Raw genomic sequence first — 13,126 nt, forward strand, 5'->3', positions numbered from 1 at the left:
ACAAAAAAGGTGTATCAATCGACATTATCGTTAAGCTGTTTTTATGTGCGTTTCATGAATCCTACCTCAATCTTCGTTAATATAAAAATGCCACCTCCAACATCAAAATTCTCCACATCTCAACATAACCAAATGTTATAATAAATCTATTACACAAAGAGATAAATTACTTATTCAAAGGCGGAGGAATCACATGTCTATTACTGAAAAACAACGTCAGCAACAAGCTGAATTACATAAAAAATTATGGTCGATTGCGAATGATTTAAGAGGAAACATGGATGCGAGTGAATTCCGTAACTACATACTAGGCTTGATTTTCTATCGCTTCTTATCTGAAAAAGCAGAACAAGAATACGCTGATGCCTTGGCAGGTGAAGATATTACATATCAAGAAGCGTGGGCAGATGAAGAATACCGTGAAGACTTAAAAGCAGAATTAATTGATCAAGTCGGTTACTTCATTGAGCCACAAGATTTATTCAGTGCGATGATTCGTGAAATTGAAACGCAAGATTTCGATATCGAACATCTCGCAACGGCAATTCGCAAAGTTGAAACATCTACATTAGGTGAAGAAAGTGAAAATGACTTTATCGGACTGTTCAGCGATATGGACTTAAGTTCAACGCGACTAGGTAACAATGTGAAAGAACGTACGGCGTTAATTTCCAAAGTTATGATTAATCTTGACGATTTACCATTCGTTCACAGCGACATGGAAATTGATATGTTAGGCGATGCATACGAATTCCTTATCGGACGCTTTGCGGCGACAGCGGGTAAAAAAGCAGGAGAGTTCTATACACCACAACAAGTATCTAAGATATTGGCGAAGATTGTCACAGACGGTAAAGATAAATTACGTCACGTGTATGACCCAACATGTGGTTCAGGTTCATTATTGTTGCGTGTTGGTAAAGAGACAAAAGTGTATCGTTATTTTGGTCAAGAACGTAACAATACCACATACAACTTAGCACGCATGAATATGTTATTACATGATGTGCGCTATGAAAATTTCGATATCCGTAATGATGACACTTTGGAAAATCCAGCCTTTTTAGGCAATACATTTGATGCGGTAATAGCGAACCCACCATACAGTGCGAAATGGTCAGCAGATTCAAAATTTGAAAATGACGAGCGCTTCAGCGGTTACGGTAAACTTGCGCCAAAATCCAAAGCCGACTTTGCCTTTATTCAACACATGGTACATTATCTAGACGATGAAGGTACGATGGCTGTTGTATTACCACATGGTGTATTATTCAGAGGTGCTGCAGAAGGTGTCATTCGTCGTTATTTAATAGAAGAAAAGAACTACTTAGAAGCCGTGATTGGGTTACCAGCGAACATTTTCTATGGAACAAGTATTCCAACATGTATTTTAGTATTTAAAAAATGTCGCCAACAAGACGACAACGTATTATTTATCGATGCATCCAATGATTTTGAAAAAGGGAAGAATCAAAACCATTTAAGCGATGCCCAAGTCGAACGCATTATTAACACATATAAGCGTAAAGAAACCATTGATAAATATAGCTACAGCGCGACATTACAAGAGATTGCCGATAACGATTACAACTTAAACATACCGAGATATGTCGATACATTTGAAGAAGAAGAACCAATTGATTTAGATCAAGTCCAACAAGATTTGAAAAATATCGACAAAGAAATCGCAGAAATTGAGCAAGAAATCAATGCATACCTGAAAGAACTTGGGGTGTTGAAAGATGAGTAATACACAAAAGAAAAATGTGCCGGAGTTGAGATTCCCAGAATTTGAAGGTGAATGGGAAGATGTTAAATTTGTTAGTATTTTTCAAGAAGTATCAAATAAAACAAGTGATTTAGCAAAGTATCCGTTATTCAGTTTAACAGTAGAAAAAGGTATTACACCGAAGACAGAAAGATATAAAAGAGATTTTTTGGTAAAAAAGAGTGACAACTTTAAAATAGTAGAACCAAGGGATATAGTTTATAATCCAATGAATGTCACTTTAGGTGCTATAGACTTATCAAAGTATAATTATGATATTGCACTTTCTGGATACTATCATGTTATGAAAATTATCAATAGTTTTAATCCGTATTTTATATCTAACTTTTTAAAAACAGAAAAAATGATTATTCATTATAAAAAAATAGCTACAGGTTCTTTGATGGAAAAGCAAAGAGTTCATTTTAGTGAATTTAAAAATATAATAAAAAAATTTCCTACAAATAAAGAACAGCAAAAAATAGGTGGTTTTTTCAGCAAACTCGACCGACAAATTGAATTAGAAGAACAAAAACTTGAATTACTTCAACAACAGAAAAAAGGCTATATGCAGAAAATCTTCTCACAAGAATTACGATTCAAGGATGAGAATGGCAATGATTATCCGGAGTGGGAAAAGAAGCAACTTGGAGAATTTGCTTGTAAAGTGACTAAAAAGAATATTGATAAAAAATATACTGAGACTTTAACTAATTCAGCTGAATTAGGCATCATATCTCAAAGAGATTTTTTTGACAAAGAAATTTCAAATATAGATAATATAAAAAACTACTATGTTGTCGAAGAGAATGATTTCGTTTATAACCCTAGAATTTCTACTTATGCTCCATTTGGACCAGTAAATAGAAATAAGTTAGAAAAAAAAGGAGTTATGTCTCCTCTATACACTGTATTTAGAATCCAAAGCATTGATTTAAACTTTATTGAGTTTTATTTTAAATCTTCAAAATGGTATAGATTTATGGCACTAAATGGTGATTCAGGTGCACGAGCGGATAGGTTTTCTATTAAAGATAAGACATTTATGGAAATGCCATTATACATCCCATGTATGGATGAACAAATAAAAATAGGTCAATTCTTTGATAATATTGATAAATGTATTAAAAACTATCAGAGTAAAATTAGTCTTTTAAAGAAAAATAAAAAGAGCTTTTTACAAAAGATGTTTATTTAAGCATTTGAACACATCTATCAATTAAGTATTAATAAAATAATCTTAAATTGGCCGATTTTCCTTATGTAACTTTTAGTAACTAAAAATACCTAATTTGCTACGATTAAAAACGAACATTAAATTTAGGCACTGTGAAAGCACAGTGTCTTTTTTGTGTCGAAATTGTGTACAGAATAAATGGTTAAATAAAGATTAATTTGAGATAAAGTGTTATTCGTAAATAAAAGAGAGTAGATTGATAGGAATTAAATGATATTAGTTAACTATTTATTAAATTACTTAATAATGATTAATTTTTAGTTAAAGTAAGTTTAATGTGAAGCACGACCATTGCTCATTATAATGAATGAGGATTGTTCGTATTGCGTAATAGAATAAATCAAATAGACTAAAAATTGGGAGCATAGAATTATGAAATTAAAAAATATTGCTAAAGCAAGTTTAGCACTTGGGATTTTAACAACAGGGATGATTACAACTACTGCTCAGCCAGTAAAAGCAAGTGAGCAAAGCAGATTATCAGTTACTTCAAAAGATACACAAGAATTAAAAACGTATTATACTGGAACTGGAATTAGTCTTCAAAACGTAAGTGGTTATAGAGAAAAGGATAAGATGAACATTATTGATGGACCACAACTTAACGTAGTTACATTACTTGGCACAGACAAAGAAAGATTTAAAGACGATGAAGATTATGATGGACTAGATGTATTTGTTGTAAGAGAAGGATCAGGTAAACAAGCAGATAATATATCAATTGGTGGAATTACAAAAACAAATGAAAGCAAATATAGAGACACTGTTAAACATGTAAATATGTTGATTTATAGAAATACAAGTCATAATACTACTACTGTAAAATCGGTATTCCATGACATATATAAAGAAGAAATATCGTTGAAGGAATTAGATTTTAAATTAAGAAAACAATTAATTGAAAATCATGATCTTTATAAGACTGAACCTAAAGACAGTAAAATTAAAGTTACTATGGAAAATGGTGATTATTATACTTTTGAATTAAATAAAAAATTACAAGAACACCGAATGGGTGATGTAATAGATGGTACTAAAATAAAAGAAATTAATGTTGAATTAAACTAATTATATTCGAGGGAGTAAATCATGAGGGAAAATTTTAAATTACGTAAAATGAAAGTCGGTTTAGTATCTGTTGCAATTACTATGTTATATATCATGACAAATGGACAAGCAGAGGCATCAGAAACCAATCAGGAGCCAAGTACAAATCAAGAATCAAAAGCTGTTTCACAGACTGAACAAAATTCAAAAGAAACAAAAACGGCAGAGTCTTCTAAGAACTTTGTTAATTTAGATCCTATCAAACCAGGAGCTCAAAAAGTAACAGGTACTACATTACCGAATCAATTGATTTTATTAAGTATTGATAAAAAAGATGTGAGTTCGGTTGATAGTGGAACAAGTGATTTTGTTATGTCTAAAGGAGATGGAACATTTGAATATCCTTTAAATGATCGAAAGATAGTACATAATCAAGAGATAGAAGTAACGTCATCTTCAATGGATGGCTTGTACGACGAAGAGGATGAAGAAGTGGAAGAATCCTCAACTGAAAAAGCAAGTGTTGAGGAAGAAAGTACAGATGCTAAGGCTACATATACAACACCACGATATGAAAAAGCGTATAAAATACCGAATGAACAGTTAAATAAAGAAAATGGACATCACCAAGTTTTCATTGAACCTATTACTGAAGGAACAGGTATTATTAAAGGTCATACATCTGTAAAAGGAAAAGTTGCTTTATCTATAAATAATAAATTCATTAATTTTGAAACAAATGCTAATGGTGGTCCAAATAAAGAAGAAGCGAAATCTGGATCAGAAGGTATCTGGATGCCTATTGATGAAAAAGGTTACTTTAACTTTGACTTCAAAACAAAACGTTTTGATAACTTAGAGTTAAAAGAAGGTAATGATATTTCATTAACATTTGCACCTGATGATGAAGAAGACGAAGCATTAAAACCTTTAATTTTCAAAACTAAAGTAACAAGTCTAAAAGATATTGATAAAGCAGAAACTAAATACGACCATACTAAAGTTAACAAAGTAAAGGTCTTGAAAGATGTTAAAGAAGATTTACATGTAGATGATATTTATGGTAGCTTGTATCATACAGAAAAGGGTAAAGGTATTCTTGATAAAGAAGGTACTAAAGTAATTAAAGGGAAAACTAAATTCGCAAATGCAGTTGTGAAGGTAGACTCTGAACTAGGTGAAGGTCAAGAATTTCCTGATATGCAAGTCGATGAAAAAGGTGAATTCAGCTTTGATGTAGATCAAGCCGGTTTTAGATTACATAATGGGGAAACACTAAACTTTACTGTAGTTGATCCTATTACAGGTGAGCTATTACATAAAGGATTTGTTTCTAAAAACATAGATATTTATGAATCTCCTGAAGAAAAAGCTGATCGTGAGTTTGACGAAAGAATGGAAAACACGCCAGCATATCATAAATTACATGGCGATAAAATTGTTGGTTATGATACTAACGGATTCCCGATTACTTGGTTCTATCCATTAGGTGAAAAGAAAGTTGAACGTACAACACCTAAATTAGAAAAATAATTAATTAAATAAAACAGCTTAATGATGTAATGAAATTAGTGAGTTAATCACTAACTTCAACGTCATTGAGCTGTTTTTATGTGCTTCGTTACAAAGTATTAGTGAATTTATTTTACGTGTTCATATTTTGAAACATCAAAGCCGTCTTGTTTAGCTTTGTTGATAATGTCTTTGATTGAATGTAGTCCTTTATCGGCGAAGTATGATCTTAAGTTGTCTTTTGTAGCTTGGTCAGCATTCTTATCTAATAACACATCGATATAACTTAACTCGTGTTCTAAGAAGTTTGCGTCATCATGTAGTACGAGTCCATTTTGAGAATAAACTTTCGCATCTGCTTGATTACCATATCCAACAACGCCAGTTGCTAATACACCTACCATTGCCGTAGCTACTAAAACTTTTTTAAATTTCATATCTATCACTCCTCTAAAAATTGTAACTCTATCATAACACTGAATATTGAGAAAATTACGTTTATTAAGTCGATTTAATAATTTTTAATAAATAGTTAAAGCGACAAATATTGTTTAAATGCAATTAATCTTTAATACGATGCTTATATTTCTTAGTATTGAGAAGTAGATTTCGAAGATATTTTAATTCAAATGAAACAATAATAAAAAAATGATGCAACATAATAATAAGTACAAATTTAATTAATAAATTAAATTGATTGTATATGTATATTTTGGTAACGTAAAAGAGAAATATACAAAATAATTAATTATTTATATGAAAAGAGAATATAAATGAAGTATAAAACAGAGAGACGTGAAATGATGGGGAATTTAAAATGTTTTGCATTGTACATAAGCGTTATGATTTTAATATTTACGATAGCAGGTTGTGGCAAAGGTAATGAAACAAAAGAAGGTTCAAAAGAAGAACAAATCAAAAAGAGCTTTGCGAAAACGTTAGATATGTATCCAATTAAGAATCTCGAGGACTTATATGACAAAGAAGGATATCGAGATGGTGAATTTAAAAAGGGAGATAAGGGGACGTGGGTTATCAGTTCAGTAATGGTTAAACAGCCAAAAGGTGAAATTATGAAATCAAGAGGGATGTATCTATTTTTAAATAGAAATACAAGAACCGCAAAAGGATATTTTATTGTAGATGAAACAAGTAATGATACTTTAAAAAAGACAGAGGATAAAGAAAAACGTTATCCAGTAAAGATGGTGAATAATAAAATAGTACCTATTGATCCAATTAATGATGAAGGTGTAAAAAAAGAAATAGAAAATTTTAAGTTTTTCTCACAATATGGTGATTTTAAAGAATTAAAAAATTATAAAAATGGAGAGGTTTCATACAATTCTGAAGCCCCTATCTACTCAGCAAAATATCAACTGAAAAATAATGATTATAATGTAAAGCAATTACGTAAAAGATATGATATACCAACAGAAAAGGCTCCCAAATTGTTGTTGAAAGGTACTGGAGATTTAAAAGGTTCATCAATCGGACATAAGGACATTGAGTTTACATTCGTGGAGAATCAAGAAGAGAATATATTTTTTACTGATAGTTTAGAGTTTACCCCAAGTGAGGACTATTAGCTATGATAAAAAAAGGGGATACGGAACAATGAATAATTTTAGAAAATGTACGTTGTGTATAGGTACGTCGGTCTTAATTCTATTAGTATCAGGTTGCGGTGGCGTATTTGACACTCCTAAAGAACCAAAAGAAGAACAAATCAAAAAGAGCTTTGCGAAAACGTTAGATATGTACCCAATTAAGAATCTCGAGGACTTATATGACAAAGAAGGATATCGAGATGGCGAATTTAAAAAGGGCGACAAAGGAATGTGGACTATATATACAGATTTTGCCAAAAGTAATAAACCGGATGAATTGAATGATGAAGGTATGGTTTTAAATCTGGATAGGAATACTAGAACCGCTAAAGGTCATTATTTTGTTACTACATTTTACCGGAATGGTAAACTACCAGATGAAAAGAATTATAAAATTGAAATGAAAAATAATAAGATTATTTTATTAGATGAAGTAAAAGATGATAAGCTCAAGCAGAAAATAGAAAACTTTAAATTTTTCGGTCAATATGCAAATCTTAAAGAATTGAAAAAATGTAATAATGGTGATGTTTCAATTAATGAAAATGTTCCTAGTTATGATGTTGAATACAAAATGAGCAATAAAGATGAAATAGTTAAGGAATTAAGAAGTCGTTATAATATTTCGACTGAAAAATCACCTATATTAAAAATGCATATTGATGGGGACCTGAAAGGCAGTTCTGTAGGTTATAGAAAGTTAGAAATTGACTTTTCAAAACGTGAAAACAGCAAATTATCAGTCATTGAATTTTTAAGTTATAAACCAGCGAAAAAATAGTATTGATAAGGAATATTAGGGTGTGAAAAAATGGAATATCTAAAAAAGTTTGCATTGTACATAAGTATCTTGATTTTAATAGTTATTGTAGCAGGTTGTGGCAAAAGTGATGAAAGAAAAGAAGATTCAAAAGAAGCACAAATCAAAAAGAGCTTTGCGAAAACGTTAGATATGTACCCAATTAAGAATCTCGAGGATTTATACGACAAAGAAGGATATCGAGATGGAGAGTTTGAAAAAGACGACAAAGGGATGTGGACGATATACACAGATTTCGCCAAAAATAATAGACCAGGTGTATTAGATAATGAAGGTATGATTTTAAATTTGGATAGAAATACACGTACGGCCAAGGGATATTATTTTGTAGATACTATATATGACAATCATGAAAACTCTTATAGTAAAAATTATAGAGTTGAGATGAAAAACAATAAAATTATTTTATTAGACAATGTGGAAGATCAAAAACTTAAAGAAAGAATAGAAAACTTTAAATTTTTCGGACAATATGCTGATTTCAAGAGTTTGAAAAGTTACAACAATGGCGACGTTTCAATTAATAGTAATGTTCCAAGTTATGACGCGAAATTTAAAATGAGTAATAAAGATGAAAATGTTAAGCAATTAAGAAGCCGTTATAACATTCCTACTGATAAAGCTCCAATATTAAAAATGCACATTGATGGGGACTTAAAAGGCAGTTCCGTTGGATATAAAAAGTTAGAAATAGACTTTTCAAAAGAAGAAAATAGCGAATTATCAGTAGTCGATTCACTAAATTTTCAACCTGCCAAAAAAAATAAAGGTGATGAATGATAGGGAGGGTGTGAAACGATGGGATATTCAAAAAGTTTTGCATTGTACATAAGTGTTATGATTTTAATATTTACGATAGCAGGTTGTGGCAAAAGTGATGAAACAAAAGAAGGTTCAAAAGAAGAACAAATCAAAAAGAGTTTTGCGAAAACGTTAGATATGTACCCTATTAAGAATCTCGAGGATTTATATGACAAAGAAGGATATCGAGATGGCGAATTTAAAAAGGGCGATAAGGGGACGTGGACTTTACTCACAAGTTTTTCAAAAAGTAACAAGCCAGGCGAGATAGATGACGAAGGTATGGTTTTATTCCTTAATAGAAATACAAAGAAGGCAACAGGATATTATTACACGAGCAAAGTTCATGATGAATTTAATGAAAAAGATCAACAAAAAAAATATCATGTTGAATTAAAAAATAATAAGATAGTACTTTTGGATAAAGTAGAAGATCCAAAGCTCAAAAATAAAATAGAAAATTTTAAATTCTTTAGTCAGTATGCTGATTTTAGAGATCTTAAAAATTATAAAAATGGAAATATATCAAGTACAGATAATGTGCCAAGATACGATGCAGAATATAAAATGAGTAATACGGATAAAAATGTAAAAAAACTTAGAGAAGTTTATCCGATTACAACCAAAAAGTCACCAGTATTAAAATTACATATAGATGGCGACATAAAAGGAAGTTCAGTTGGTTATAAAAATATAGAATATAATTTTTCAAAAGTAAAAGACCAAGAAACTGCTGTAAGAGATTTTGTGAATTATGGACCATCTGATGGAGGTAGCTAAAATTTATTAGGTTTAGAAACAATTCTAAAATAGAGAGACGTGAAAAGATGGGATATTTAAAAAGGATTGGAATGTGCATAAGCGTTATGATTTTAATATTTGCGATAGCAGGTTGTGGCAAAGGTAATGAAACAAAAGAAGGTTCAAAAGAAGAACAAATCAAAAATAGCTTTGCGAAAACGTTAGATATGTATCCAATCAAAAACCTCGAAGATTTATACGACAAAGAAGGATATCGAGATGGAGAATTTAAAAAAGATGATAAGGGCACGTGGGTATTGTATTCAGCTATGGTGTCGAGTCCAAAAAGTGAGGAATTAAAATCTCGAGGAATGATATTAAAAATAGATAGAAACAAGCGAACAGCCGAAGGTAATTATTTCATTAGAGCATTGAAAGAAGATAAAAATCATGATGTTCAAAAAAATGAAAAGAGATATCCAGTTAAATTGGTGAATAATAGGATAGTTTTGGTAAAAGATGTTAAAGATAAAAAGTTGAAAGATGAAATAGAGTCTTTTAAATTATTTTCACAATATGGAAACTTTAATCATTTTGATAAAAATGAGATTACTAATATTTCATATAATCCTAATGCTCCCAATTATTCTGCAGAATATAAAATGAAGAAAAATGATAGAAACATTCAACAGTTGAAAAAGAGATTTAATATAAAATCTAGCAAGACACCAAAATTATTGTATAAGGGATCTGGAGATATAAAGGGGTCTTCTGTAGGATATAAGGAAATAGAAATCATATTTAGTAGAAGTAAAGAAGAAAGCATTTATTATGTTGACAGCGTTGAGTTCGTTCCAAGTAACAAAATGACAAAAAGTTGATATTAGTCAACAAAAGAAAATATTGAGAATAAAGAGAGTTGTGAAATGATGGGTTATTTAAAAAGACTTGTATTGTACATAGTTATTATGGTTATGAGTGTTTTTATAATAGGTTGTGATAAATCAAGCGATACTTCAGAAAAGCCAAAAGAAGATTCAAAAGAAGAACAAATCAAAAAGAGTTTTGCGAAAACGTTAGTTATGTATCCAATTAAGAATCTCGAGGATTTATATGATAAAGAAGGATATCGTGATGGGGAATTTAAAAAGGGCGATAAAGGGACGTGGACAATATCAACAGATTTTGCTAAAAGCAACAAACCAGGTGAAATGGATAGTGAAGGTATGATACTACATTTGAATAGAAATACGAGGACGGCAACTGGGTATTATACAGTAAGAACAACTTATGATGAAATGGGCAAGATGACACGCGAAAAAAATTACCGTGTTGAACTTAAAAATAATAAGATAGTGTCTTTAGATAAAGTAGAAGATGAAAATCTTAAACATAAAATAGAAAATTTTAAATTTTTCGGGCAATATGCAGATTTTAAAGACTTGAAAAATTATAAAAATGGAAGAATATCTATCAATGAAAATGCTCCGTTTTATGAAGCAGAGTACAAAATGAATAATAGTGATGGAAATGTAAAAAAACTTAGAGAAAATTACCCAATTACATCCAAGAAGTCTCCGATATTAAAACTGCATATAGACGGAGATATTAAAGGTAGCTCAGTTGGATATAAGCAGATAGAGTACACGTTTTCTAAGGAGAAAGATGATGAGACTTTTATCAGTGATTTTTTGAACTTCGGACCATCACATAGTAATTAGTATATAAACCCAAGTGTATAAACTATTTTAAAAACGAGAGAGATGTGAAATGATGAGATATTTAAAAAGAGTTGTACTGTACATAATTGTTATGGTTTTGAGTGTTTTTATAATAGGTTGTGATAAATCAAGCGATACTTCAGAAAAGCCAAAAGAAGATTCAAAAGAAGCACAAATTAAAAAGAGTTTTGCAAAAACGTTAGATATGTACCCTACTGAAAATCTAGAAGACTTTTATGACAAAGAGGGATATCGAGATGGCGAATTTAAAAAAGATGATAAAGGGACTTGGCTAATTAGATCTGAAATAGTTAAACAGCCAAAGGGCAAAGTGATGAAAACAAGAGGTATGCAATTATATATTAATAGAAATACCAAAACAGCCAAAGGTTTCTTTGTTTTGAAAGAAATAAGTGAAAATAACAATCGTGTAAATAAAGATAAGGAGGAAAAATACGAAGTGAAAATGGTAGGAAATAAAATTATTCCTACTGAACAAATTAATGACGAGAAAATAAAAAAAGAAATTGAAAACTTCAAGTTTTTTGTGCAATATGGAAACTTTAAAAATTTCGAAAAATACAAAAACGGTGAGTTTTCATATAATCCTGAAGCACCAATCTATTCGGCTAAATATCAATTACACAACGATGATTACAATGTAAGACAACTACGTAAAAGATATGACATTTCAACAAAAGAAACACCGAAGTTAATTTTGAAAGGTGGAGGAGATTTAAAAGATTCCTCAGTTGGTCAAAACGATATTGAATTTACTTTTGTTGAAAGAAAAGGTGAGAATATTTATTTTAACGATAGTGTTGAATTCATACCAAGTAAGTAAAGTTAAATTACAATGTGTGGTTTGATGAAATAATCAAATATCAAAAAATGTGCAAAGAGATGTGACAAGATGAAGTGTTTTCAGAAATTATACATATTTATATTAATTTTAATCGTATTAATAGCAGGATGCGAAAGTAATAAGATCACTGGAGATTCAAAAGAAACACAAATCAAAAAGAGTTTTGCGAAAACATTAGATGTATACCCTACGAAAAATCTAGAAGACTTTTATGACAAAGAAGGATATCGAGATGGAGAATTTAAAAAAGGTGATAAAGGTACATGGGTTATTAGATCTGAAATGACAACTGAACTAAAAGATGAAAATATGGAATCCAAAGGTATGGTCGTACGTCTAAATAGAAATAGCAGAACATGCACTGGGGAATATTTTGTCAGGATAGTTAAAGAAGACAGTGAGGGCAAGGTATATAGTGATGAACGAAAATATCCAGTCAAAATTGAAAATAATAAAATCATTCCATTAAAACCAATTGATGATGAAAAAGTAAAAAAAGAAATTGAAAAATTTAAATTTTTTGTACAATACGGGAATTTCAAAGAATTGGAAAACTATAAAGACGGAGAAGTGACATATAACCCAGAAGTACCAATATACTCTGCACAATATCAATTGAAAAACAGTGATTACAATGTTGAACAATTAAGGAAGCGATATAATATACCGACGAAAAAAGCACCTAAATTATTATTGAAAGGGTCAGGTAATCTAAAAGGCTCATCAGTTGGATATAAAAATATTGAATTTACCTTTGTTGAAAATAAGGAAGAAAATATTTACTTCACAGATAGTATCTACTTTAATCCAAGTGAGGATAAATAAGTATAATTACAATTATAAAAAATGACGTTAGAACATTTAATAATAAAGTTAAATTAGTTATATATATTAAATTGATTAAGTGAGTTTTGTTTGATAACATAAAAGTTGAATAATCACTATTTTAATAAGTTGTATGAAATATTCAATTGTTTATAAAATTAAAGCAGAGAGATGTGAAA

The 13,126-nt window shown here is 30.2% G+C and carries 13 protein-coding genes; 12 read left to right on the forward strand and 1 reads right to left on the reverse strand.

Going from position 1 to position 13,126, the window contains the following annotated elements:
• Positions 1-193: 193 nt before the first annotated feature.
• The 4 genes from ML436_01975 (at position 194) to ML436_01990 (ending at position 5,585) form a co-directional block, all read left to right on the forward strand.
• Positions 194-1,750, forward strand: coding sequence for a type I restriction-modification system subunit M (locus ML436_01975; GenBank protein ID UMT78541.1), 1,557 nt, complete (start codon positions 194-196; stop codon positions 1,748-1,750).
• Positions 1,743-2,966, forward strand: coding sequence for a restriction endonuclease subunit S (locus ML436_01980; GenBank protein ID UMT78542.1), 1,224 nt, complete (start codon positions 1,743-1,745; stop codon positions 2,964-2,966). The genes ML436_01975 and ML436_01980 overlap by 8 nt, the downstream gene beginning before the upstream one ends.
• A gap of 411 nt (positions 2,967-3,377) precedes the next feature.
• Positions 3,378-4,073 carry a superantigen-like protein SSL11 gene (locus tag ML436_01985; GenBank protein UMT78543.1) on the forward strand — a complete coding sequence of 232 codons (696 nt, stop codon included), beginning with the start codon at positions 3,378-3,380 and terminating at the stop codon, positions 4,071-4,073.
• Between the two features lie 21 nt (positions 4,074-4,094).
• On the forward strand, positions 4,095-5,585 hold the full coding sequence (locus ML436_01990; GenBank protein ID UMT78544.1) for an FKLRK protein: 1,491 nt from the start codon (positions 4,095-4,097) through the stop codon (positions 5,583-5,585).
• Between the two features lie 107 nt (positions 5,586-5,692).
• On the opposite strand, the gene spn is transcribed toward ML436_01990, so the two are convergent.
• Positions 5,693-6,001, reverse strand: coding sequence for a myeloperoxidase inhibitor SPIN (gene spn, locus ML436_01995; protein ID UMT78545.1), 309 nt, complete (start codon positions 5,999-6,001; stop codon positions 5,693-5,695).
• A 366-nt stretch (positions 6,002-6,367) separates the two neighbouring features.
• Between spn and ML436_02000 the strand changes: the two genes are divergently transcribed.
• The 8 genes from ML436_02000 to lpl7 all read left to right on the forward strand — a co-directional run bounded on the left by ML436_02000 (position 6,368) and on the right by lpl7 (position 12,947).
• The gene (locus ML436_02000; GenBank protein ID UMT79469.1) at positions 6,368-7,153 is read left to right on the forward strand and encodes a tandem-type lipoprotein; all 786 of its coding nucleotides are present in this window, start codon (positions 6,368-6,370) and stop codon (positions 7,151-7,153) included.
• A gap of 28 nt (positions 7,154-7,181) precedes the next feature.
• Positions 7,182-7,955, forward strand: a complete 774-nt coding sequence (locus tag ML436_02005; GenBank protein ID UMT78546.1) for a tandem-type lipoprotein — start codon at positions 7,182-7,184, stop codon at positions 7,953-7,955.
• 30 nt (positions 7,956-7,985) lie between these two features.
• Complete coding sequence (locus ML436_02010; GenBank protein UMT78547.1) at positions 7,986-8,774, forward strand: tandem-type lipoprotein; 789 nt, start codon at positions 7,986-7,988, stop codon at positions 8,772-8,774.
• A gap of 18 nt (positions 8,775-8,792) precedes the next feature.
• A complete protein-coding gene (locus tag ML436_02015; GenBank protein ID UMT78548.1) occupies positions 8,793-9,575 on the forward strand; it encodes a tandem-type lipoprotein in 783 nt (260 codons plus the stop codon).
• A 47-nt stretch (positions 9,576-9,622) separates the two neighbouring features.
• Positions 9,623-10,417, forward strand: a complete 795-nt coding sequence (locus ML436_02020; GenBank protein UMT78549.1) for a tandem-type lipoprotein — start codon at positions 9,623-9,625, stop codon at positions 10,415-10,417.
• 48 nt (positions 10,418-10,465) lie between these two features.
• Complete coding sequence (locus ML436_02025; GenBank protein ID UMT79470.1) at positions 10,466-11,257, forward strand: tandem-type lipoprotein; 792 nt, start codon at positions 10,466-10,468, stop codon at positions 11,255-11,257.
• A 52-nt stretch (positions 11,258-11,309) separates the two neighbouring features.
• Positions 11,310-12,101: a tandem-type lipoprotein gene (locus ML436_02030; GenBank protein ID UMT79471.1), complete on the forward strand. Its 792-nt coding sequence runs from the start codon at positions 11,310-11,312 to the stop codon at positions 12,099-12,101.
• A gap of 69 nt (positions 12,102-12,170) precedes the next feature.
• Positions 12,171-12,947, forward strand: a complete 777-nt coding sequence (gene lpl7, locus ML436_02035) for a tandem-type lipoprotein Lpl7 (protein UMT78550.1) — start codon at positions 12,171-12,173, stop codon at positions 12,945-12,947.
• The last annotated feature ends 179 nt before the right edge of the window (positions 12,948-13,126 follow it).

It is taken from the genome of Staphylococcus roterodami, assembly GCA_022493055.1.
GTDB lineage: Bacteria > Bacillota > Bacilli > Staphylococcales > Staphylococcaceae > Staphylococcus > Staphylococcus singaporensis.

Coding starts and splice junctions, on each gene's coding strand:
- ML436_01975 (UMT78541.1), top strand. CDS start 194: ATGTCTATTACTGAAAAACAACGTCAGCAACAAGCTGAATTACATAAA.
- ML436_01980 (UMT78542.1), top strand. CDS start 1,743: ATGAGTAATACACAAAAGAAAAATGTGCCGGAGTTGAGATTCCCAGAA.
- ML436_01985 (UMT78543.1), top strand. CDS start 3,378: ATGAAATTAAAAAATATTGCTAAAGCAAGTTTAGCACTTGGGATTTTA.
- ML436_01990 (UMT78544.1), top strand. CDS start 4,095: ATGAGGGAAAATTTTAAATTACGTAAAATGAAAGTCGGTTTAGTATCT.
- spn (UMT78545.1), bottom strand. CDS start 6,001: ATGAAATTTAAAAAAGTTTTAGTAGCTACGGCAATGGTAGGTGTATTA.
- ML436_02000 (UMT79469.1), top strand. CDS start 6,368: ATGGGGAATTTAAAATGTTTTGCATTGTACATAAGCGTTATGATTTTA.
- ML436_02005 (UMT78546.1), top strand. CDS start 7,182: ATGAATAATTTTAGAAAATGTACGTTGTGTATAGGTACGTCGGTCTTA.
- ML436_02010 (UMT78547.1), top strand. CDS start 7,986: ATGGAATATCTAAAAAAGTTTGCATTGTACATAAGTATCTTGATTTTA.
- ML436_02015 (UMT78548.1), top strand. CDS start 8,793: ATGGGATATTCAAAAAGTTTTGCATTGTACATAAGTGTTATGATTTTA.
- ML436_02020 (UMT78549.1), top strand. CDS start 9,623: ATGGGATATTTAAAAAGGATTGGAATGTGCATAAGCGTTATGATTTTA.
- ML436_02025 (UMT79470.1), top strand. CDS start 10,466: ATGGGTTATTTAAAAAGACTTGTATTGTACATAGTTATTATGGTTATG.
- ML436_02030 (UMT79471.1), top strand. CDS start 11,310: ATGAGATATTTAAAAAGAGTTGTACTGTACATAATTGTTATGGTTTTG.
- lpl7 (UMT78550.1), top strand. CDS start 12,171: ATGAAGTGTTTTCAGAAATTATACATATTTATATTAATTTTAATCGTA.